Below are 22,264 nucleotides of genomic sequence, written 5' to 3'. Positions count from 1 at the left end.
TGATGACCGCCGCGCGAGCTGGAAAGTTTCGATGGTCTTACCGACGGTGGAGCAGACGGTGACACTGTGGCGAGGGGATTTATGTGGGAGCAAGGCTTGCCCGCGATGCAGGCACTGCGGTCTTTCAGAGATTGAGGCGCCTGCATCGCGGGCAAGCCTTGCTCCCACACATAAATCCCTTGTCACAGGAGGTTGTATTGATCTTCCGGGCGAACTTGCCGGCCCAATATTGATCAGTTCCTTACCCATCCCGTGTGAAGGAGCCTCGCGTTTTGTCTCGATTGAGCACTGTATTGCTGCTGTTGTTGCTGGCGATGACCGGCACCAGCGCCTACGGGACCGCCGCTGTCCCCGGCACCGCCAAGCCCGACGAACCGCCCGCCGAGCCCGCGCCGTTGGTGCAGGGCGGTCTGTTGGGGGCCATCAGTTCGAGCATCGACGACGTCCAGGACAAACTCGACCTCAACCAGAGCCTGGTGGATGCCTGGCGCCTGCGGGCGGACCGGGCGGCGGACGAGGTGGACCGGCTGGTGGACCAGACATCCCGGTCGTCCTGGCGGGTGGCGGGGGATTTCCTTTTACTCTCCGGCGTGTGGCTGGGGACGTTTGCCCTGCTGTGGGCTGGCGCGCGATTGCTGGTGCGGCGTCTCGGTCGGCGCCGTTGGTTGCGTACCCGTCAGCGCGTGCACGACCTGCTCGGTTACCTGCTGCCCTATACCTTGCCGGCGGTGGCGTGCCTGCCGCTGACCCTCTATATCAGCCACTTTCTGCAAGTCTCGGTCGGTCGTGCCCTGGCGCTGTGCTTCGCCTACGCCACCAGCAGCGGTATTTTCTCCACCTCGGTGTTGCTCTGCGTGATCGTCATGTTCAACGCCGGGCACAAGCGTCGCGCGGTGGCGATCATTCGGCGCTTCAGCCCGCGGCCGTTGTTTCTGATCGGCTTTCTCGCCGCCCTCAGCGATGCCCTGACCAGCCCGCAGATCGCCCGGCAACTGGGCGGTAACATCACCAGCAGCGTCGCGGTGTTCACCGGGCTGTCGGCGTCGATGATCTTTGGCTGGCTGGTGATTCACATGCGCCGGCCAGTGGCGCACTTGATTCGCAACCGCCCGCTGGCCCAGCGCTTGAAGCAGCCGGCCTTGCAGGAGTCGCTGCGGATTTTCTCCGGGCTCTGGTATTGGCCGATCCTGCTGATGGTGCTGGTGTCGGCGGTGAGCCTGATCGGCGTCGGCGAGGACAACCAGAAAGCCCTGCGTTGTGCCTTGTTCACCACCATCCTGCTGATCGCCACGGTGTTTCTCAGCACCGTGTTCCAACATGTCTTCAAGTCGCCCAAGGCCGAAGCCATCCAGCGCAACAGCGCCTACAAGGGCCGTTTGCTAAGTCTGCTGCACGCCTTGCTACGCATCGTCATGGCGGTGGCATTCATTGAAATCCTCGGACGAATCTGGGGGATATCCCTGTTCGAATTCGCCTCGCGCAATGCCATCGGTCGGGCGATCAGTGATTCCTTGAGCCGCATCGGCCTGATCGTCCTGATGACCTGGCTGACGTGGGTGGTGCTCGACACGGCGATCCAGGAAGCCTTGAAGCCGCCGCTGAACAAGCGCGGCGCGCGCCAGCCCAGCACCCGGGTCAAGACCATCCTGCCGCTGTTGCGCAACGCCGCGAAAATCATCCTGGTGGTGATTTGCGCAATCACCACCATGGCCAACCTGGGCATCAACGTCGCACCGTTGCTGGCCGGTGCCGGGGTGGTGGGGCTGGCGATCGGTTTCGGGTCCCAGCAACTGGTGCAGGACGTGATCACCGGGTTGTTCATCATCATCGAAGACACGCTGTCCATCGGCGACTGGGTGGTGCTCAGTTCCGGCCATGCCGGCACCGTCGAAGGCCTGACCATCCGCACCCTGCGCCTGCGCGACGGCAAGGGCTTCGTGCATTCGGTGCCGTTCGGCCAGATCAAGGCCGTGACCAACCAGTCCCGGCAATTCGCCTTTGCGTTCTTCTCCGTGCAATTCACCTACGACACTGACGTGGACGAGGCCATCGGGTTGATTCGCGAAGCTGGGCGTTCGATTGCCGAGGACCCGTTCCTCAAGTTCAACCTGCAAGGGCCGCTGGATGTGTTCGGCGTGGACAAGATGGACCTCAACGGCGTGGTACTCACGGCGCAGTTCCGCACCGTGTCGGGTGGGCAGTATGCGGTGAGCCGGGCGTTCAACCAGCGCTTGAAGAAGCTTGTGGATAACCACCCGGCGGTGCATTTTGCGCAGACTTATCCACAGCAGGTGGTGATGCCGAAGCGGTTGATGGAGAAGTGAAAAAAGGGGAAGAGGTGCCTGATCAATCTCAGTAGTTGAGGTTTGTGGTGGGGCTTATGGCCTCATCGCGAGCAAGCTCGCTCCCACAGTAGGGTTGTGGTGAATGGAAAACCCTGTGGGAGCGAGCTTGCTCGCGATGAGGCCCGCCCAGACACCCTCAAACTTTCTGGATGAGCTTGCTCCTGACCTCCGCCATCCCTTGAGCATCCAATTCCACCCAAAGCTGCTGCTTGCCGGCAATCAGCGCCGCCACCGGCAACCCATCCCGGTAAACCAGCCGATTACTCGCCAGCGCCGGCACTTTCGCCCCCGGCAGCAACGTGCCGGCCAGGTTCAGCGGATCGACCCCGCACACCGCCACCAGGCTACCGTCGGTGGGGCGGCGGCGGGTTTCGCGCAGCAGCGGGATGGCTTCGGGCAGGGCGAATTGCTCGCCCGCCAGGCCGCTGACAAAACGCCCGCCGCGAATCTCGCCCCGCGCCTCCAGGCGATGAAAGGTGCGCAGCAGCTCGCGCCAGCTCGGCAGCCAGTCGGCCTCGCGCTCCAGCAGGCGCCAGAACACCACGCCGTAACGGCGCAGCAAGGTCATGGCGATGTGCTCCAACGTCTCTGGCGCGGTGGGCACGGGGCGGTTGCCCTCCACGGGGGCGAGTGGGCTGCGGCGCAACAACGCCCAGCGTCCGGCGTCGTCCATGCCGCCGACAAACGCGCCGCGCCCGCGCCGGCTGCTACGGGCCTGGCGTTTGCTGGCCGGCGTAATCAGGGCGCGCAAGCCGGCAAAGCTGTCGGCATTCACCAACCCGGCGCCCACCAGCTCCTGCAAGGCGATTTCCAGTTCGCTGCGCAGCAGGTGGGCTTCGTGGACCAGCTCATCGAAAAACAGCGCGCCGTGTTCACTGAGGGCCTGATGGACTTTTTGCGTCTTGGGCGACAGTTCATCCAGGGGCGTTTGCCCGGCCAAGCTGCTCCACAACGCCACCTGACTGCGGGGCAGCAACACCACCGGCGTGCTGCGCAGGGCACTGGCAGACGGTTTTTGACGTGCGCTCAGGCGCGTCCATACCCATTTGCCACTGCGGCACAGCTCATCGAGCCAACTGGGCGAATAATCCTTGATCCGCCCGGGCAACAGGTCGCTGTCCCAGGCTGACGCGGCGGCCGGGTAGCCTTCGAACTGGCTCAGGATCGACGGCAGCACGGCATTGCCCCGGCCCTGGGTGGACGAGGACAGGTGCTGCCAATCGAACAGGAACCGCATGAAGTCCTGCAACATCACCGGCTCGATTTCCCGGCGCAGACGCTTGACCGTGTAGCGGTGGATCCGCGCCAGCAAATGCCGCTCGCACCATTCCTCCTGCCCGGTGCCCGGCGTGAACCGCCCGCGCAGCACGTAGCCTTGCTGCTCAAGCTGCGCCAGGGCTTGGGTGGCCTGCGGGGTCGACAACCCCAACGGGTAAGCGATGGCCTTCAACGGCAACGGGCCAAAGGCACTGAGGCGGGCGCGGAGTACTTCCACCAGGGCTTCGTCACTGTCCCAGGCTTCATCGAAACCGGCCAACGGTGTGAGTGCCGGTTGCCACCGGGCCTGTGGATAAATGGCTTGCAAGCAGGTCAGGCGTTCCAGCGGCACCCACAAACCACGTTCGGCACTGATCTGCAGGTGGCTGGCGCGCCCACTGGCCGCCAATGCCTGCAACCAATCCAGCCACGGCACGTGGGCGTCGACTTCGCTGTCGGCGATGCAGGCCAGGCTCATCAAGGCTTCGTGCATCTCATCGAGATTGGCCGGCGTCGGCCAGGCCTCATCCCGGACCGATTGGATGGCCTCGGCGTCCAGCGCGCCCAGGTCGTCGGTGGCCTGTGGATCGCTCCAGCGCCGGTTGATCACCGCCTGGGTCCGCCGTTCTTCCAGCGGCGCGTCGTCGAGAAAGGTGTAGGGGCGGGCGCTGAGGATTTCCGCCGCCAGCGGCGAAGGCGCCGGCAGGTCGCGGCTGATCAGGCGCACCTCGCCCGCTTCCATGCGCCGTAACAATGCCAGCCAGCCTTCGCTGTCCATGGCTTCGTGCAGGCAATCGTCGAGGGTCTGCTCCACCAGCGGGTGGTCGGGAATCTCACGCTCGCCGGCGAGGTTTTCCAGGCAGGCGATCTGGTCCGGAAACACGCTGGCGATCAGGTCTTCGCTCTTCATGCGTTGGATTTGCGGGGCGACCTTGCGCCCGCCGGTGTAGCGCGGCAACGCCAGGGCCACGCCCGCGTTCCAGCGCCAGCGCACGCCGAACAGCGGCGCATCCAGCACGGCCTGGACCAGGATCTGCTCGGCGCTGTGGCTGTTGAGGTAGCGCCAGACTTCGTCCAGTTCGAAGCTGTGGCTGGTGGACAGTGAGAGCACGATGGCGTCTTCGCTGGCGGCAGCCTGCAATTCGAAGTTGAAGGTGCGGCAGAAGCGCTTGCGCAAGGCCAGGCCCCAGGCGCGGTTGATGCGGCTGCCAAAGGGGGTGTGGATGATCAGTTGCGTGCCGCCGGACTCGTCGAAAAACCGCTCCATCAGCAGCGTGTCCTGGGACGGCAGGGCGCCGAAGGCCAGGCGCGCCGGGGCGAGGTAATCGACCAATTGTTCGGCGCTGGCGAGGTTCAGGCGCAAGGTGCCGGTCAACCAATCGAGGGCTGGTTGCAGGTGGCCCGGCGTGGCGGCCAGCAGGTGGTCGAGCTGGGCTTGCAGGCGCGCCACGGCGAAAGACAGTTCGGCGCTGCGCCCCGGGGCTTCGCCGAGCCAGAACGGGATGGTCGGCGGTTGGCCCTGGGCGTCCTCGACCCGCACGCGGCCGGTCTCGACGCGGATGATGCGGTAGGAGGTATTGCCCAGTTGGAATACGTCGCCGGCAATGCTCTCCACCGCGAAGTCTTCGTTGACGCTGCCGATGTTCAAGCCCTGGGGTTCGAGCAGCACGCTGTAGTCGGCATTGTCGGGAATGGTGCCGCCGCTGGTCACCGCCGTCAGCTTGCTGCCCCGGCGCCCGCGCAAGGTTCGGGTCACGGCGTCGCGGTGCAGGTAGGCGCTGCGCACGCCTTGGCGGCCATTGAGGCCTTCGGCGAGCATTTGCAGCAGCGCCTGGTAATGCCCTTCGTCCAACTCGGCATAAGGCGAGGCGCGGCGGAAGGTGTCCAGCAGCGCCTGTTCCGACCATTCCTGGCAACTGACTTCGGCGACGATCTGCTGGGCCAGCACGTCCAGCGGTGCCTTGGGGATGTGCAGGATGTCCAGTTCGCCTCGGCGCACGCAGTCGAGCAGGGCGGCGCATTCAATCAAGTCGTCGCGGGTGGTGGCGAACAGACGCCCCTTGGGCGTGCCGCCGACCTGGTGGCCGGAGCGTCCAACCCTTTGCAGGAACGCCGAGATCGAACGGGGCGAGGCGATCTGGCAGACCAGGTCGACGTCGCCGATATCGATGCCCAGCTCCAGGGACGCGGTGGCGATCAGTACCTGCAGTTCACCGCGTTTCAGGCGTTGTTCGGCGTCGAGGCGAAACTCCTTGGCCAGGCTGCCGTGGTGAGCGGCCACGGCGTCCTTGCCCAGGCGTTCGCTCAGGTGTCGGCTGAGGCGTTCGGCCAGGCGCCGGGTGTTGACGAACACCAGGGTGGTGCGATGTTCCCGGGCCAGTTCGGCGAGGCGGTTGTAGACCAGTTCCCACACGTCGTTGGCCATCACCGCCGACAGCGGCACCGGTGGCACCTCGATGTCCAAATCCCGGGGGCGGGCATGGCCGATGTCGACGATTTCACAGGCGCGTCCTTCGCCGACGAGAAACCGCGAGACCGCTTCGATGGGTTTTTGCGTGGCCGACAAACCGATGCGCATCAGCGGTTCGGTGCACAGGGCTTGCAGGCGCTCCAGGCTCAAGGCCAGGTGGCTGCCGCGCTTGCTGGCGGCGATGGCGTGGATTTCGTCGACGATGACCGTGCGGGTGCTGGCGAGCATCTGTCGGCCGGAATCGGAGCCGAGTAGCACGTAGAGGGATTCGGGCGTGGTCACTAGGATGTGCGGCGCGGTCTTGCGCATCGCCGAGCGGTCTCTTTGCGGCGTGTCGCCGGTGCGCACGGCGGTGGTGATCGGCAAGGGCGGCAAGCCCATTTTCTGCAGCTGTTCAGTGATGCCGGCCAGGGGATTCTGCAGGTTGATCTGGATGTCGTTGCTCAGGGCCTTGAGCGGCGAGACATAGACCACCAGGGTCTGGTCCGGCAGGCCGCCTTGTTCCAGGCCACGGTGCACCAGGTCATCGAGCACGGCGAGAAAGGCCGTCAGGGTCTTGCCCGAGCCGGTGGGCGCTGCGACCAGCACCGAGCGACGCTGGCCGATCAACGGCCACGCCTGGGCCTGGGCGGCCGTGACCGCCGGGAAGGTCTGGCTGAACCAGGCGCGAACGGCGGGGTGAAAGCCTGCCATGGCGTGGTTGGCTGCAAGGGGCAGATTCATGTGGGCAGTTTAGGCGGGTGGGGTGGGGAAGATGCAAGTACCGTCTGGGATCTCCATGGGCTGTTCCGGCCTCATCGCGAGCAAGCTCGCTCCCACAGGAGATCTAATGTGCATGCGGTCCCTGTGGGAGCGAGCTTGCTCGCGATGAGGGCCCCAAGACCTGCACAAACCCGGCGATCTGCACATTGCGGATGACGGTTGCGCACTAAACCCGCAAAATGCAACGATTCCGACAACGCCTGCGGGCGTTATCGACCAAATTCTTGTGCCAATAGACTGGGCCTGCTGACTTTATGCGAATGCGCCTTATGTTACTGGGCGGCGGAAATGCCCTTGGGCAGGCGCTGATTCGCCTCGGTGCAGAAGAAGACATCGGTTTTCTTGCCCCCCGCCCGCCCGAAGACGGCTGGGATGCCGCGAGCCTGACGCAACTGCTCGACGATACCCGTCCGGACGCCTTGATCAACCTGGCGTACTACTTCGACTGGTTCCAGGCCGAGGCCGTCAGCGAGCAGCGCCTGGCCAGCCAGGAGCGCGCTGTCGAGCGCCTGGCCGAGCTGTGCCAGCACCACAACATCGTCTTGTTGCAACCGTCCAGCTATCGCGTGTTCGACGGTTCCCGCGCCACGGCCTACAGCGAAAAGGACGAGCCGGTGCCCTTGGGCGTGCGTGGCCAGGCGCTCTGGCGGATCGAGCAAAGCGTGCGCGCCACCTGCCCGCAACACGTACTGCTGCGCTTCGGCTGGCTGCTGGATGACAGCGCCGACGGTATCCTCGGCCGTTTCCTGGCCCGGGCCGAACAGCCCGAAGAGTTGTTGCTGGCGGACGACCGTCGCGGCAACCCGACCCCCGTGGACGATGCGGCGCGGGTGATCATTTCGGTGCTCAAGCAACTCGATTGCGCGGCGCCGCTGTGGGGCACCTATCATTACGCCGGGCACGAGGCGACCACGCCGCTGGCGCTGGGCCAGGCGATCCTGACCGAAGCCCGCGCCCTGCATCCGCTGGCCATCGAGTCGCCCACCCCCCAGGCTCATGCCGCACGCCCGGACGCCGCGGAAGAACCGCAGCACGCGGTGCTGGCCTGCAAGAAAATTCTGCACACGTTCGGGATCAAGCCCCGCGCCTGGCGCGCGGCCCTCCCGGGCTTACTGGATAGGTTTTATCGCCATGGCTGAAGGCCCTGTTTTAATCACCGGCGGTGCGGGTTTCATTGGTTCGCACCTGACCGACGCCTTGCTCGCCAAGGGGCATGCGGTGCGGATCCTCGATGATCTGTCTACCGGCAAGCGCAGCAACCTGCCGCTGGACAACCCGGCGGTCGAACTGATCGAAGGCGACGTCGCCGATGCCGCGCTGGTGGCCCGGGCCATGGCCGGTTGCAGCGCCGTGGCGCACCTGGCGGCGGTGGCTTCGGTGCAAGCCTCGGTGGATGACCCGGTGCGCACCCACCAGAGCAATTTCATCGGCACCCTGAATGTCTGCGAAGCCATGCGCCAGAGCGGGGTGAAACGCGTGCTGTTCGCCTCCAGCGCGGCGGTCTATGGCAACAACGGCGAAGGCGAGCCCATCGACGAAGACACCCCCAAGGCCCCGCTCACACCCTATGCCTCGGACAAACTGGCCAGCGAGTTCTACTTCGACTTCTATCGCCGCCAGCACGACCTGGAGCCGGTGGTGTTCCGCTTCTTCAACATCTACGGCCCGCGCCAGGATCCGTCCTCGCCGTATTCGGGCGTCATCAGCATCTTCAGCGAACGGGCGCAGAAAGGCCTGCCGATCACCGTGTTTGGCGACGGCGAGCAGACCCGGGACTTTGTCTATGTGGAAGATCTGGTGGACTTGCTGGTGCAGGCCATCGAGAAGCCCGAGGTGGAAGTGGGTGCGGTGAACGTCGGCTGGAACCAGGCCACGACCCTCAAGCAGATGCTCCAGGCCCTGGCCGCCGTGGTGGGCGACCTGCCGCCGATCAGCTACGGCCCGGCGCGTTCCGGGGACATCCGTCATTCCCGGGCGGACAACCATCGGCTGTTGCAGCGCTTCAGCTTTCCACAACAGACACCGATGAGCGTAGGCCTGGCGCGATTGTTGGGGCGCTGAGTTTCAGCCGCCCAAAACCTGTGGGAGCGAGCTTGCTCGCGATAGCGGTGGGTCAGTCAACATGATTGCTGGCTGATCCACTGCTATCGTCGGATCGCCGCCCGGAGCAAGCTCGCTCCCACAGTGATTTTCGGCAAGTGAAACCTGTGGCGAGGGAGCTTGCTCCCGCTCGAGCGCGAAGCGGTCGCACATTCTTTGGGTCTGCTTCGCAGCCCAGCGGGAGCAAGCTCCCTCGCCACAGGATGTGTAGTCATCTCACCATTGCGTAGGGGCTTAGAACTTGTAGCCCAACCCCACCATGTAGACGAACGGATCCACATCGACGTCCACCTTGGCCCGGGTGCCGCCGGCCACGGCGTTGTTGTCCACATAGGCGGTGGTGTCGATGTCGATGTAGCGGATCTGGCCGTTGATCATGATGTTGTCGGTCAACATGTAGTCGGCCCCGACTTGCCACGCCATGCCCCAGCTGTTGCTTGCGCGAAAGTTGCTGAAACCGTTGGCGCTGGCGTCGCTGCCGACGTGTTCGTCATAGATCCAGGTGTAGTTGATGCCCGCGCCGACGTAAGGCTGGAAGGCCGACTTGGCGTCGAGCGGGTAGTAGACCAGGCTCAGGGTCGGCGGCAAGTGCTTGAGGCTGCCGAGCTTGCCATTGGCCGCGCCCAGGGCGGTGCCTTTGAGCTTTACGTCGTGCTCGAACGGCGAGGCCGCCAGCAGTTCGATGCCCAGGTTGTTGGTGATCATGTAGGCGAAGTTCAGGCCCAGTTGCGTGTCGCTGCTCATGGTCGCCTTGCCGCCCAGGTCGGCGCCGGCCAGGGGGCCACGGTCGACCTTGACGCTGGAGCTGTCGGCGTCCGGGTTGACGGTGATCGCACCGGCGCGAACGATGATGTCGCCGGCGGTATGGGCCTGGGCGAGCGGGGCCGCGAGGGCGAGGGCAACGAGGGACGCGCTGAGCAAGGACTTGTTCATGGGGCTCCAAAGGGCATCGAAATTTGATGTCCCATGGTACGAAGCCGTCTGGCCCGGTCTTTTGACACAGCTCAATGAGTCAGTGGGTGTTTAATTGACTCAGCTCAATGAAATGATGATGAGCAGCCTTGAGGGCCCCATCATCGCGAGCAAGCTCGCTCCCACAGTTTGACCGCATTCCCTCTGAAGAAACACGATCCCCTGTGGGAGCGAGCTTGCTCGCGATAGCTATCTCATCAACAACCCATCACCACCGGATTCACTCCGGCAGCTCATACACATAAATCTTCTCAGCCTCCATCTGATACCCGGCATCGGCCAGTTCACTGGTGGACGGCTTGACCTGCATCGGCCCCTCGACCCAGTACGGTTGGTACAGCTCATCAAGCTTGACCCCAACCTCACTTTTCACATGCACGATCTGGTTCGACGGCGGTGGTGGCACGTGGATGCAGGCACCGAAATACGGCACCAGCAGGAAATCGGTGGTGCGGCCTTCCTCGCTGACTTCCAGCGGCACGATGTAGCCCGGCAAGCGAATCTGTTGGCCGTCGAGGGCCTTGACCACCGGGGCGTTGGGCAGGTCCTGCTTGGCCGCGGGCGCGGCTTCGGCGGCCAACGCATCGCTCATCTTCGACAGGTCATGCAGCGGCGTCATGTTCGGCACTTCCGGCGGCGCGTCCGGCGGGATCATTTCCGACCAGGCCAGGTCCCTCGGCTCGGCCGCCCACAACGGCAGGGTGACCATCATCAACAGCGCTAGCAGGGCGCGGGGCATTTTCAAGGTCCTCATAGACGGATCGACAGGCCGTCGGCCAACGATTGGCGATAGGCGCGCCAGGCCGGCACGCTGCCCATCAGCAGGGCGGCGACCAGGATGCCAGCCAGCAGCGTCCATTCATATTCGCTCGGCCAGCCCAGCGGCAAGTACAAACCGTAGGCCGACTGCACGTAACCCTGGGCGGCGGCGATGCCGATGTACAGCAGTGCCAGCCCGGCGGTGACCCCGGCCAATGCCAGGGCAAAGGCTTCGAGCACCAGCAGCGTCGCGATGTGCCACGGCCGCGCGCCCACCGAACGCAGGATCGCCATTTCCCGGCGACGTTCGTTGAGGCTGGTGAGGATTGCCGTGAGCATGCCGATCAACCCGGTCAACACCACGAACAGCGAAATCACGAACAGGGCTTTCTCCGCCGTGCCCATCAGGCTCCACAGTTCCTGTAGGGCTACGCCGGGCAGGATCGCCAGCAGCGGTTCGCCACGGAACTCGTTGATCTCGCGTTGCAAGGCAAAGGTCGAAATCTTGCTGTTGAGGCCAAGCATGAACGCGGTGATCGCCTGGGGCGTGAGGTCCATGTTGCGGGCCTGGTCGGCGCTGATGCGTCCGTTGCCCTGGGCCGGCACACCGTTCTTCCAATCAACGTGGATCGCTTCCATGCCGCCGAGGCTGATGTGCAGCGTGCGGTCCACCGGGGTGCCGGTGCGCTTGAGAATCCCGACCACAGTGAAGGGCTTGTCGTCATGCTTGACCAGGCTGATCGCCGCCACGCCGTGGGCCAGCACCAGTTTGTCACCGAGCTTGTAATGCAGCGCTTCGGCGACTTCGGCGCCGAGCACCACTTCGAACGGATCGGTGGCGAACGCCCGGCCATCGGCCAGCTCCAGGTGTTGCCGGCGGCCGTACTGGTAGTGCTCGAAGTAGGCCTCGGTGGTGCCCATCACCCGATAACCACGATGGGAATCGCCGAGGGACATGGGGATCGCCCACTTCACTTTCGGGTTGTTAGCGAACTGCTCGAAGCTGTCCCAGCGAATGTTGTTGGTGGCGTTGCCGATGCGAAACACCGAGTACAGCAACAGGTTCACGGAGCCGGAGCGGGCGCCGACGATCAGGTCGGTGCCGCTGATGGTGCTGGCGAAACTGGCCCGCGCCTCGGTGCGCACCCGTTCCACCGCCAGCAGCAGGCACACCGACAGGGCGATGGCGAATGCGGTGAGGATCGCGGTGAAGCGGCGGTTCGCCAGGCTGGCCATGGCTAGACGGAACAAATACATCTCAAACCTCGAGTGGCGTGGCGGCACGATTGAGATCGGCCAGCGAGAGGTGGCGGTCGAACAGCGGTGCCAGGCTCTGGTCGTGGCTGACGAACAACAGGCTCGAGCCGGCCTCGCGGCATTCAGCGAACAACAGCCGCAGGAAGTTTTCCCGAGCGTCGTAGTCCAAGGCCGACGTCGGTTCGTCGGCGATCACCAGTTCCGGTTGGCCAATCAGCGCCCGAGCCGCGGCGACCCGTTGTTGCTGGCCGATGGACAGCGAGTCGGCGCGGCGCTCCAACAGCTTCGCATCGGTCAAGCCCAGGTGGGCCAGCAGCGTGGCGGCGGCTTGATCGACACTGCCGTGGCGCTGGATGGCCCGTTGCGCACGCAGCTTGGAGAAATGGCAGGGCAGTTCGACGTTCTCGCGCACCGAGAGAAACGGCAGCAGGTTGAATTGCTGGAAAATGTAGCCGGTGTGGTCCACGCGAAAGCGGTCGCGGCGGCCGGCGCCCAGTTCGCTGAGTTCCTGGCCGAGCAGGCGAATGCTGCCGCGATCCGGCGTCTGCACCCCGCCCAGAAGCCCCAGCAAAGTGGTCTTGCCGCTGCCGCTCGGGCCCTTGAGGAACAAGGTTTCGCCGGCTTCCAGGCGAAACGCCGGGATATCCAGCAAGGGCGGATGCCCGGGCCAACTGAAGCCCAGGTCGGACAGTTCGATGAGTGCTTGGGTCATGTTTGTCGCTTCAAAGTGGAATCTGTGGAAGACCCGTGGGAGCCGAGCTTGCTCGCGATGAGGCCATCACATTCAACTGGGTAGCCGACTGTTGGACTGCTATCGCGAGCAAGCTTTGCTCCCACCAGGCTCACTCCCACATTTGGGTTTTGCGGTGAATCAGAATTTCAGGGCTGGCGCCTTGGCCGTCACTTCCACACCTTTCTGGCCGCTCGGGCCGATCAGTTGTACCTGAATTTTCTGCGTGGCCGGGAAGGTTTTGAACAGTGTCGCCAGGTCCAGGTTCTTCAAGGCGCCAGGGGTAGCACAGGTGAACTGGTAGTGGGCATGGATCTCGCTGTGCTCGCCGTGGTGCTCGTCGCCGTCTTCGTCATGGTCTTCGTGGTCCGGTTCATCGCCAAACAACGGGCTTTCCAGTTCCTGCTGGGCCACGGTGCACGTGGCGGCGGCTGGCAGGTTGAACAGCGCCAGTGGCTTGTCCAGCTGTGCGCGTACGGTGGCGACCTTGGCTTTGTCGGCATCGCTGGTGGCAGCGTGTTCGAAGCCCACCAGGTTCATCGCCGGGCTTTCCAGCTCCAGTTCCAGGGTCTGGCCATCCAGGGCGGCGTTCAGTCGAGCAACGCCGTGTTCATGGGCGCCGAGGCTGCCATGTTCGTGATCATGATCGTGGTCATGCTCCACCGCCGCGTGAGCGACAGCCAATGGCAGCAGGGCGAACGGCAAAGCGAGAAGCAGACGACGCATGACGAGTCTCCGAAAAGGTTATGTAATCTTATAACGAAAGTGCGCAGAGTTTGACCGGCTGCTTGGCGTCGCGCAAGGGCCATGGGAGCATGCGTACATGAAATATTCAGGAGCACGGTGATGTTGCGGATACGCGGAACCGTCGGCGAATGGCCGGTGGACTTGACGATTGAAATGGATGAAGGCGACTGGGCGCAGCTCGGCGCGCAGTTGCAAGTGGCCAAGTCCGAGAGCGTAGTGGCGCCTGCGGCCAAACCGGCGAATCAAGATGATGCCCAATGGCAGATCGCCAAGGAGCTGCTGCGCAAGGCCGGCCAACTGAGCGGCCCGGACCTGCTGGAACAGCTCGAAGGCCTGACCGGCAGCGCCTCGGCGGGCAAGCGCTTGTTGGTGCGCTTGCGCCATAGCGCCGAGGTCAAGGTGCTGAGCGGCGCCGATACACCGCTCTACAGTTGGGTCGGTCAGTAAAGCGCGGCGAACAGCTTGCGGCGATAGGTCGTCACCAGCGGATGGTCGTTGCCCAGCAGTTCGAACACCTGCAACAAGGTCTTGTGGGGCAGGCCTTCGCTGTAGCCGCGGTTGCGCACGAACAGCTTGAGCAGCGCATCGAGGGCCGCTTCGTACTGCTGGCGCGCCAGTTGCTGGATCGCCAGTTGGTACACCGCTTCATCGTCTTGCGGGTCTTTCGCCAGGCGGGCCTTGAGGTCGGCGGCGTCCGGTAGGTGCTTGGCCAAGCCGAGGAACTGGATCTGCGCCTTGGCACCGGCGAGGGCGGCCTTGTGCTCGTCGCTTTTCACCGCGTCGAGTACCGTCTGCGCTTCGTCCAGCTCGCCGCGCTCGGTCAGGCAGCGGGCGTACAGGATCAGGGCCTTGGCGTTGGTGTTGTCTTCACCCAGCAATACCGTGAGCACGGCTTCGGCATCGGCGAAACGACCGTCGTCGAACAGCGCCTGGGCCTGTTCGAACGGATCGGCCGCGGCCGGCGGCGGCATTTGCACATGGGGTTCGAGCATCGTCCGCACCGCCGATTCCGGCTGGGCACCGGCAAAGCCATCCACGGGCTGGCCGTCCTTGAACAGCACCACGGTCGGCAGGCTGCGAATGCCGAAACGGGCGACAATGTCCTGCTCGATGTCGCAGTTGACCTTCGCCAGCAGCAGTTCGCCCTGATAGCTCTCGGCAATGCTTTGCAGCATCGGCATCAGCGCCTTGCACGGCGCGCACCACTCGGCCCAGAAGTCCACCAGCACCGGTTTGTGGAAAGAGTTGGCGATCACCGACTGATCGAAATCGACCGTGGTGGCGTCGAAGATGTAGGGCGTTTCCTGAGTCATGGGCAATCTCGTAGAGCGCTTGAATGGGGCAACTATACGGCTTGGTGGGGGGTGGCTGAAAGCGGGGTGGCAGTGAGAGGTGTATTGATTGGCAGGGCCTTATCGCGAGCAAGCTCGCTCCCACAGGAATCTCAAATGTTCATGCGGGCCCTGTGGGAGCGAGCTTGCTCGCGATGCTTTTATGAGTCAGCGCCGAGCGTGGTACAGGCTCACATGCCGAAACTCCTCCGGCTCGGCCAGATCCGGCAAGGTCATGGCCTGGAGCATTTCGATACGCCGGTACAGCGGATGCTGGAAATCCCGCACCCGGGAATCGGCCACCAACGCCTCGCGGCCACGGCTGAGGAATTGATCGAGCAGCGGCAGGTTGGCCCGGTCGTAGAGCACGTCGGCGACCAGGATCAGGTCGAAGCGATCAGCCTCGGCGAAAAAATCCGTCGAATAATCCAGTGCCACGCCGTTGAGCGCGGCATTGGCCTGGCACGCGGCAATCGCCAATGGGTCCAGGTCGCAGGCCACCACTTCCAGCGCCCCGGCCTTGACCGCCGCGATCCCCGCCACGCCGGAGCCGGCGCCAAAATCCAACACCCGCTTGCCCTCGACCCACCGCGGCTGTTCGGCCAGGTAGCGGGCCATCGCCAGGCCGCTGGCCCAGCAGAAACTCCAATAGGGCGGCTCGTGGAGGATGCGCCGGGTTTCTTCCGGGCTGAAGGCGCGATCCATGTTGTCGCCGTCGATCAGCCACAACTTCAAATCAGTGCCGGGTAGCGGACAAGCCACCAGGCGCGCGTCGCCCAGCAATTCACTCAACGCCTGTTGCAAGTCTTGCGGTGCACTCATGGGGCTTTGACGAATTGCAGGGTGCCCAACGCCTGGGTGGTCGGTTGACTGATGCGTTGCTCCGGCAAGTGCAGGATCAACTGGCCGGACTGGCTGGCGCGGCCACGCAGTTCCACGCGGGCGCCGACCGGGAAGGCTTGCGGGTTGAAGCGCAGGCGGAAGGGCAGGGCCTGGTTGGTGCCGATCAGGCTGGAGCTGGCGAGCAATTGCTGCGGACGGTCTTTCTCGTCGATCACCAGCAACGCCAATTCGACCTCGGCACCGGCCGGCACGCCTTGCAAGGTGCCGCTCAACTCACGCTGATGCGCCGGCAACGGCCCCAGCTCGGTGGCCTGCCGGGCCTTTTCCTGGGCCTGTTTCGGCGCAGGGGCCGGAGCGGGAGCGGCGGGCTTTGGGGCATCGCTGCTGCACGCCATCAGCAGGCTGAAAAAACTGAGCAAAACGAGCGATCGTAGCGGCATGTGTGGCTCCAGCAAGGTGAATTCCATGGATCTGACGGTAAGCCCGTCTGTATACCGTAAACCCTATGGCTTGTCTTGCCAGTGGGATGCGCTACCATGGCCCTCCCTTTTTTTGTTGCCTGCCACCATGCACTGTCCCTTCTGCGGTGCCAACGACACCAAGGTCATCGACTCGCGACTGGTCGCCGAGGGCGAACAAGTCCGCCGCCGCCGCGAATGCCTGGCTTGCGGCGAACGTTTCACGACGTTCGAGACCGCTGAACTGGTGTTGCCGCGCCTGATCAAAACCGACGGCAGCCGCCAGCCGTTCGACGAAGAAAAACTGCGCGCCGGCATGCAGCGCGCCCTGGAAAAACGCCCGGTGAGCGTCGAGCGCCTGGAAGCGGCGCTGGTGCACATCAAGCACAAGCTGCGGGCCACCGGCGAGCGCGAGGTCAAGTCCCTGGTGGTCGGAGAGCTGGTGATGGCCGAGCTGCAGAAGCTCGACGAAGTCGCCTACATCCGTTTCGCCTCGGTATACCGACGCTTCCAGGACCTGAACGAGTTCCGCGAAGAAATTGACCGCCTGGCCCGCGAACCGGTGAAACAATGACCGCCTCGGCGCAGCAGGCCGTCCTCGACGCCCATTACATGGCCCGTGCCCTGGAGTTGGCGCGGCGCGGTCACTACACCACCCACCCCAATCCCCGGGTCGGTTGCGTGATCGTGCGGGACGGGCAGGTTGTCGGCGAAGGCTGGCACATCCGCACCGGCGAGCCCCATGCCGAAGTCCATGCCCTGCGTGCCGCCGGCACTAATGCCAGGGGCGCCACGGTCTACGTGACCCTCGAACCGTGCAGCCATCACGGGCGTACGCCGCCGTGTGCCGATGCGTTGGTCAATGCCGGCGTGGCGCGGGTGGTGGCAGCGATGCAGGACCCCAACCCGGAAGTCGCCGGTCGCGGCCTGCAGCGCCTGGCCCAGGCCGGCATCGCCACGCAAAGCGGCGTGCTGGAAGGCGAAGCGCGCACGCTCAATGAAGGTTTTCTCAAGCGCATGGAGCATGGCCTGCCGTTCGTGCGGGTCAAGCTGGCCATGAGCCTCGATGGCCGCACCGCCATGGAAAGCGGCGAAAGCCAGTGGATCACCGGCCCGGCTGCACGCTCGGCGGTGCAACGCCTGCGTGCCCAGGCCAGCGTGGTGCTGACCGGCGCCGACACGGTGCTGGCGGACAACGCCCGGCTGACCGTGCGCGCCGATGAACTGGGGCTCGATGCCGAGCAAACCGCGTTGGCCATGAGCCGCCCGCCGCTGCGGGTGCTGGTGGACGGGCGCCTGCGGGTGCCGCTGGATGCGGCGTTTTTCAAGGCCGGCCCGGCGCTGGTCGCTACCTGCATGGCGGTGGAAGAACAATACGCCAACGGTCCCGAATGCATGATCGTCGCGGGCGATGACGGCCAGGTCGATCTGCATCGCCTGCTGGTGGAGCTGGCGGGCCGTGGCGTCAATGAGGTGCTGGTGGAGGCCGGTCCGCGCCTGGCGGGGGCTTTCGCCCGGCTGGGGTTGGTGGATGAGTTCCAGATTTTCATCGCTGGCAAATTCCTCGGCTCTTCGGCGCGGCCACTGCTGGACTGGCCGCTGGCGCAGATGAAAGACGCCCCGGCGCTGAAAATCACCGAAATCCGCGCCGTGGGCGATGACTGGCGAGTCATCGCCGTTCCCGTTTCATCGGCCAGCGTATAATTCCCGGCTTTCGCTCAAGCGGCGGCCCGTTCTCGAGGAGGACTCCATGTTTACCGGCATCATCGAATCCATCGGCAGCATCCGTGCACTCACCCCCAAGGGCGGCGATGTGCGGGTCCATGTCGAAACCGGCAAGCTCGACCTGAGCGACGTCAAGCTGGGCGACAGCATCGCGGTAAACGGCGTGTGCCTGACCGCCGTCGAATTGCCGGGCAACGGTTTCCTGGCGGACGTCAGCCGCGAAACCCTCGACTGCACGGCCATGAACGACCTCAAGAGCGGCAGCCCGGTCAACCTGGAAAAAGCCCTGACCCCCACCACTCGCCTGGGCGGGCACCTGGTCAGCGGCCACGTGGACGGCGTCGGCGAAGTGGTCTCGCGCACGGATAACGCCCGGGCCGTGGAGTTTCGCATCCGCGCCCCGAAGGAACTGGCCAAGTACATCGCCCATAAAGGCTCGATCACCGTCGACGGCACCAGCCTGACGGTCAACGCGGTGGACGGCGCCGAATTCCTGCTGACGATCATTCCCCACACGTTGAGCGAAACCATCATGGCTTCGTACCGGCCAGGTCGCCGGGTCAACCTGGAAGTCGACTTGCTGGCCCGTTACCTCGAGCGCCTGCTGTTGGGCGACAAGGCCGCAGAGCCTGCAGCCGGTAACATCACTGAAAGTTTTCTGGCCGCCAACGGCTACCTCAAATCCTGACCCAAGGGGGTGCCGCGTGGCGCTCAATAGCATCGAAGAACTGGTTGAAGACATCCGCCAAGGCAAGATGGTCATCCTCATGGATGACGAAGACCGCGAGAACGAAGGCGACCTGATCATGGCCGCCGAATGCTGCAAGGCCGAGCACATCAACTTCATGGCCAAGCATGCCCGTGGGCTGATCTGCATGCCGATGACCCGCGAGCGCTGCGAGCTGTTGAAGCTGCCGCTGATGGCGCCGCGCAACGGCTCGGGCTTCGGCACCAAGTTCACCGTGTCCATCGAGGCCGCCGAGGGCGTTACCACCGGGATCTCCGCTGCTGACCGCGCGCGCACCGTACAGGCCGCTGCCGCCCGGGACGCCAAGGCCGAAGACATCGTCAGCCCCGGCCACATCTTCCCCCTGATGGCCCAGGCCGGCGGCACCCTGGCCCGCGCCGGCCACACCGAAGCGGCGTGCGACCTGGCGCGCATGGCCGGTTTCGAACCCAGCGGCGTGATCTGCGAAGTGATGAACGACGACGGCACCATGTCCCGTCGCGCGGAATTGGAAACCTTCGCCGCCGAACACAACATCAAGATCGGCACCATCGCCGACCTGATCCACTACCGGATGATCCACGAACGTACCGTTCAGCGGATTGCCGAGCAGCCGCTGGACAGCGAACTGGGGCAGTTCAACCTGGTGACCTACCGCGACTCGGTGGAAGGTGACGTGCACATGGCGCTGACCCTCGGCACCGTATGCGCCGAAGAGCCGACCCTGGTGCGCGTGCACAACATGGACCCGCTGCGCGACCTGCTGATGGTCAAGCAACCCGGCCGCTGGAGCCTGCGGGCCGCCATGGCCGCGGTGGCCGAGGCCGGCAGCGGCGTGGTGTTGCTGCTCGGGCACCCGCTCGATGGCGACGTGCTGCTGGCGCACATCCGCGAAACCGCCGACCAGGCGGCGCCGAAAAAACCGACCACCTACAGCATCGTCGGTGCCGGTTCGCAGATCCTTCGGGACCTGGGCGTGCGTAAAATGCGCCTGATGAGCGCACCGATGAAATTTAATGCGATATCCGGTTTCGATCTGGAAGTTGTAGAATACGTGCCCTCTGAATAATGGCCCGGGGATTGCGGCATTATCGTTAAGGCTTGTTGGATTCATTGTGGCGAGGGAGCTTGCTCCCGCTTGGGTGCGCAGCGCCCACCAAAAAGGGCCGCTACGCAGCCCAGCGGGAGCAAGCTCCCTCGCCACAGAAGATGTGCAAGTGAACGAGATGGCGAAATCCACAGCCCTGTATTCGTGGCTAATATCACTGAAGGAGCGCGTATAGAACGCGCTCTGGCTCTTTAAGAGATCTGACGAATGACCCTGAAGACCATCGAAGGTACCTTCATCGCCCCCAAAGGCCGCTACGCTCTGGTAGTGGGCCGTTTCAACAGTTTCGTGGTCGAGAGCCTGGTGGGCGGTGCGGTCGATGCCCTGGTTCGCCATGGCGTGAGCGAAAGCGACATCACTATCATCCGCGCCCCTGGCGCCTTCGAAATTCCGCTGGTTGCGCAGAAAGTCGCTCAAAAGGGCGAATATGCGGCGATCATCGCCTTGGGCGCGGTCATTCGTGGCGGTACTCCGCACTTCGAATACGTGGCTGGCGAATGCACCAAGGGCCTGGCCCAGGTGTCCATGGAGTTCGGCGTGCCGGTCGCTTTCGGCGTGCTGACTGTTGATTCCATCGAGCAAGCCATCGAACGTTCCGGCACCAAGGCCGGTAACAAAGGTGCCGAAGCTGCCCTGTCCGCCCTGGAAATGGTCAGTCTGCTGGCGCAGTTGGAGGCCAAGTGATTAGCGACGAAAGCGATCGTTTCAACCCGCGCGATCCAAAGCCTGCGGATGCCGGCAAGCCGTCGAAAAGCGTCAAGCGCCGTGAAGCCCGTCAGCTCGCGACGCAAGCGCTGTACCAATGGCACATGGCCAAGCAATCGCTGAACGAGATCGAAGCGCAGTTTCGGGTCGACAACGATTTCAGTGATGTCGACGGCGCTTATTTCCGCGAGATCCTGCATGGCGTGCCGGCTCACAAGACCGAGATCGACATCGCCCTGGCGCCTTGCCTGGACCTGACGATCGACGAGCTGGACCCGGTTGAGTTGGCGGTGTTGCGCCTGTCCACCTGGGAACTGATGCAGCGCGTCGACGTACCGTACCGCGTGGTGATCAACGAAGGGATCGAGCTGGCGAAAGTCTTCGGTTCCACCGATGGCCACAAATTCGTCAACGGTGTGCTCGACAAGCTCGCCCCGCGCCTGCGTGAAGCTGAAGTGAAGGCGTTCAAGCGCTGATTGGCGTTTGCGGCGACTGACTATGGGCGAATTCGAGCTGATCCGTAACTACTTCGCCGCCGCGCCCTGTGCGCAGGGCGGCGAGGGCGTTGCGCTGGGGATCGGCGACGACTGCGCCCTGCTGGCCGTCCCTCCCGGGGAACAGCTGGCGGTGTCCACCGACACGCTCGTGGCCGGCATACACTTTCCAGACCCTTGCGATCCGTTCCTGCTCGGCCAGCGCTCGCTGGCCGTGGCGGTCAGTGACCTGGCGGCCATGGGCGCCAAGCCCTTCGCCTTTACCCTTGCCTTGACCCTGCCGACGGTGACCACCGATTGGCTGCAAGCCTATGCCCGCGGTTTGAACCTGATGGCCCAGGCCTGTGGCGTGGCGCTGGTGGGAGGCGACACCACACGCGGGCCGCTGAGCCTGACCCTGACGGTATTCGGCCATGTGCCTGGCAGTCAGGCCTTGACCCGCGGCGGCGCGCAGCCCGGCGACCTGCTGTGCGTCGGCGGCGAGTTGGGCAATGCCGCCGGCGCATTGCCGTTGGTGCTCGGCCAGCGTCACGCCGAGCCCGCCATCGCCGAGCCGCTGCTGGCTCATTATTGGTCACCGCGACCACAGATCGCCTTGGGCCTGGCGTTGCGGGGCAAGGCCAGCGCGGCGATGGATATTTCCGATGGCTTGCTGGCCGATTGCGAGCATATCGCCCTCGCATCCGGGGTGGCCTTGCAGGTGGAACGGGACCGACTGCCGCTGTCCAACGCTCTGCTAGCGTTTTTTGGCCGGGCGGATGCTGAGCAGGCCGCCCTGAGCGGCGGTGACGATTACGTGCTGTTGTTCGCCGTGCCACCGAGCCGATGGCCGGCGTTGCAGGCCGAAGGCGGGCCGATCCATGTGATCGGCAGCGTACTGGCCGGGCAGGGCGTCACGCTGGTCGACGACGTCGGGCACGACATCACCCCGCAAACACGGGGCTATCAACATTTTCGGGAGACACCGTGACAGATCATCCCAACCAGGTCCCGGCAGAGTTCGTTCCGCCTTCGGTCTGGCGCAATCCCTGGCATTTCATGGCGTTTGGCTTCGGTTCGGGCACTTTACCTAAAGCGCCGGGCACCTGGGGCTCGCTGGTTGCGCTACCCTTCATACCGTTGTGGCAGATGTTGCCGGACTGGGGCTACTGGTTGATGCTGGGCATCACCATGCTGTTTGGCTTCTGGCTGTGTGGCAAAGTGGCGGACGACCTGCGGGTGCACGATCATGAAGGGATCGTCTGGGACGAAATGGTCGGCATGTGGATCACCTTGTGGCTGGTACCGGAAGGCTGGTACTGGTTGCTGACGGGATTTCTGGTGTTCCGTTTCTTCGATATCCTCAAGCCGTGGCCGATCCGCTGGATCGACCGGCATGTGCACGGAGGTGTCGGGATCATGCTTGACGATGTACTGGCCGGGGTGTTCGCTTGGCTGGCAATGCAGGGATTGGTGTGGTGTTTCACCTGAAGGA

General features: G+C 64.3%; 21 protein-coding genes. 12 read left to right on the top strand and 9 right to left on the bottom strand.

The features are described 5' to 3' along the window. Positions 1 to 314 precede the first annotated feature (314 nt). Positions 315 to 2,324 (top strand): mechanosensitive ion channel family protein, encoded by a 2,010-nt coding sequence (locus tag J3P85_RS26375; protein WP_434706428.1) that lies wholly within the window; start codon positions 315 to 317, stop codon positions 2,322 to 2,324. Between the two features lie 157 nt (positions 2,325 to 2,481). Here J3P85_RS26375 and J3P85_RS26370 read toward each other — a convergent pair whose 3' ends face one another. Continuing rightward, complete coding sequence (locus tag J3P85_RS26370) at positions 2,482 to 6,795, bottom strand: DEAD/DEAH box helicase (protein ID WP_434704078.1); 4,314 nt, start codon at positions 6,793 to 6,795, stop codon at positions 2,482 to 2,484. Between the two features lie 293 nt (positions 6,796 to 7,088). Between J3P85_RS26370 and J3P85_RS26365 the strand changes: the two genes are divergently transcribed. After that, positions 7,089 to 7,973 (top strand): sugar nucleotide-binding protein, encoded by an 885-nt coding sequence (locus J3P85_RS26365; protein ID WP_053188636.1) that lies wholly within the window; start codon positions 7,089 to 7,091, stop codon positions 7,971 to 7,973. Next, a complete protein-coding gene (locus J3P85_RS26360) occupies positions 7,966 to 8,895 on the top strand; it encodes an NAD-dependent epimerase/dehydratase family protein (protein ID WP_434704077.1) in 930 nt (309 codons plus the stop codon). Before J3P85_RS26365 ends, J3P85_RS26360 begins: the two co-directional genes overlap by 8 nt. A gap of 273 nt (positions 8,896 to 9,168) precedes the next feature. Here J3P85_RS26360 and J3P85_RS26355 read toward each other — a convergent pair whose 3' ends face one another. The 5 genes from J3P85_RS26355 to J3P85_RS26335 all read right to left on the bottom strand — a co-directional run bounded on the left by J3P85_RS26355 (position 9,169) and on the right by J3P85_RS26335 (position 13,378). Further along, entirely contained in the window at positions 9,169 to 9,867 is a 699-nt protein-coding gene (locus J3P85_RS26355; RefSeq protein WP_434704076.1) for an OmpW/AlkL family protein, read from the bottom strand. A gap of 259 nt (positions 9,868 to 10,126) precedes the next feature. Continuing rightward, positions 10,127 to 10,645, bottom strand: coding sequence for a DUF3299 domain-containing protein (locus tag J3P85_RS26350; RefSeq protein ID WP_186707693.1), 519 nt, complete (start codon positions 10,643 to 10,645; stop codon positions 10,127 to 10,129). A gap of 11 nt (positions 10,646 to 10,656) precedes the next feature. Continuing rightward, positions 10,657 to 11,922, bottom strand: coding sequence for an ABC transporter permease (locus J3P85_RS26345; RefSeq protein ID WP_411385768.1), 1,266 nt, complete (start codon positions 11,920 to 11,922; stop codon positions 10,657 to 10,659). Between the two features lies 1 nt (position 11,923). Further along, the gene (locus tag J3P85_RS26340) at positions 11,924 to 12,634 is read right to left on the bottom strand and encodes an ABC transporter ATP-binding protein (RefSeq protein ID WP_186707691.1); all 711 of its coding nucleotides are present in this window, start codon (positions 12,632 to 12,634) and stop codon (positions 11,924 to 11,926) included. A 159-nt stretch (positions 12,635 to 12,793) separates the two neighbouring features. Continuing rightward, the gene (locus J3P85_RS26335) at positions 12,794 to 13,378 is read right to left on the bottom strand and encodes a DUF2796 domain-containing protein (protein ID WP_434704075.1); all 585 of its coding nucleotides are present in this window, start codon (positions 13,376 to 13,378) and stop codon (positions 12,794 to 12,796) included. Between the two features lie 120 nt (positions 13,379 to 13,498). Between J3P85_RS26335 and J3P85_RS26330 the strand changes: the two genes are divergently transcribed. After that, the gene (locus tag J3P85_RS26330) at positions 13,499 to 13,846 is read left to right on the top strand and encodes a hypothetical protein (protein ID WP_434704074.1); all 348 of its coding nucleotides are present in this window, start codon (positions 13,499 to 13,501) and stop codon (positions 13,844 to 13,846) included. On the opposite strand, the gene trxA is transcribed toward J3P85_RS26330, so the two are convergent. The 3 genes from trxA to J3P85_RS26315 all read right to left on the bottom strand — a co-directional run bounded on the left by trxA (position 13,840) and on the right by J3P85_RS26315 (position 16,013). Next, entirely contained in the window at positions 13,840 to 14,712 is an 873-nt protein-coding gene (trxA, locus tag J3P85_RS26325; RefSeq protein ID WP_434704073.1) for a thioredoxin, read from the bottom strand. The two genes, J3P85_RS26330 and trxA, sit on opposite strands and share 7 nt — an antisense overlap. 186 nt (positions 14,713 to 14,898) lie before the next feature. After that, on the bottom strand, positions 14,899 to 15,552 hold the full coding sequence (locus J3P85_RS26320; protein WP_434704072.1) for a class I SAM-dependent methyltransferase: 654 nt from the start codon (positions 15,550 to 15,552) through the stop codon (positions 14,899 to 14,901). Further along, complete coding sequence (locus J3P85_RS26315; protein WP_186707686.1) at positions 15,549 to 16,013, bottom strand: YbaY family lipoprotein; 465 nt, start codon at positions 16,011 to 16,013, stop codon at positions 15,549 to 15,551. The genes J3P85_RS26320 and J3P85_RS26315 overlap by 4 nt, the downstream gene beginning before the upstream one ends. A 127-nt stretch (positions 16,014 to 16,140) precedes the next feature. On the opposite strand from J3P85_RS26315, the gene nrdR reads away from it, so the two are divergent. From nrdR to J3P85_RS26275, 8 genes are all read left to right on the top strand, one after another. Next, the gene (nrdR, locus tag J3P85_RS26310; RefSeq protein WP_163006734.1) at positions 16,141 to 16,605 is read left to right on the top strand and encodes a transcriptional regulator NrdR; all 465 of its coding nucleotides are present in this window, start codon (positions 16,141 to 16,143) and stop codon (positions 16,603 to 16,605) included. Next, positions 16,602 to 17,735 carry a bifunctional diaminohydroxyphosphoribosylaminopyrimidine deaminase/5-amino-6-(5-phosphoribosylamino)uracil reductase RibD gene (gene ribD / locus J3P85_RS26305; RefSeq protein WP_434704071.1) on the top strand — a complete coding sequence of 378 codons (1,134 nt, stop codon included), beginning with the start codon at positions 16,602 to 16,604 and terminating at the stop codon, positions 17,733 to 17,735. Before nrdR ends, ribD begins: the two co-directional genes overlap by 4 nt. 46 nt (positions 17,736 to 17,781) lie before the next feature. Beyond that, positions 17,782 to 18,444, top strand: a complete 663-nt coding sequence (locus tag J3P85_RS26300) for a riboflavin synthase (protein WP_092204487.1) — start codon at positions 17,782 to 17,784, stop codon at positions 18,442 to 18,444. A 16-nt stretch (positions 18,445 to 18,460) separates the two neighbouring features. Further along, complete coding sequence (gene ribBA, locus J3P85_RS26295; RefSeq protein ID WP_053125811.1) at positions 18,461 to 19,552, top strand: bifunctional 3,4-dihydroxy-2-butanone-4-phosphate synthase/GTP cyclohydrolase II; 1,092 nt, start codon at positions 18,461 to 18,463, stop codon at positions 19,550 to 19,552. Between the two features lie 246 nt (positions 19,553 to 19,798). Next, positions 19,799 to 20,275 (top strand): 6,7-dimethyl-8-ribityllumazine synthase, encoded by a 477-nt coding sequence (gene ribH / locus J3P85_RS26290; RefSeq protein WP_003206025.1) that lies wholly within the window; start codon positions 19,799 to 19,801, stop codon positions 20,273 to 20,275. Further along, positions 20,272 to 20,772, top strand: a complete 501-nt coding sequence (nusB, locus tag J3P85_RS26285) for a transcription antitermination factor NusB (RefSeq protein ID WP_186707683.1) — start codon at positions 20,272 to 20,274, stop codon at positions 20,770 to 20,772. The genes ribH and nusB overlap by 4 nt, the downstream gene beginning before the upstream one ends. Positions 20,773 to 20,794: 22 nt before the next feature. Further along, positions 20,795 to 21,760, top strand: coding sequence for a thiamine-phosphate kinase (thiL, locus tag J3P85_RS26280; RefSeq protein ID WP_434704070.1), 966 nt, complete (start codon positions 20,795 to 20,797; stop codon positions 21,758 to 21,760). Continuing rightward, positions 21,757 to 22,260, top strand: coding sequence for a phosphatidylglycerophosphatase A family protein (locus J3P85_RS26275; RefSeq protein ID WP_030140455.1), 504 nt, complete (start codon positions 21,757 to 21,759; stop codon positions 22,258 to 22,260). Before thiL ends, J3P85_RS26275 begins: the two co-directional genes overlap by 4 nt. The last annotated feature ends 4 nt before the right edge of the window (positions 22,261 to 22,264 follow it).

This window comes from Pseudomonas sp. Z1-12, assembly GCF_051132015.1.
Lineage (GTDB): Bacteria > Pseudomonadota > Gammaproteobacteria > Pseudomonadales > Pseudomonadaceae > Aquipseudomonas > Aquipseudomonas zanjanensis.
This window is presented reverse-complemented; position numbering and strand designations above follow the sequence as displayed.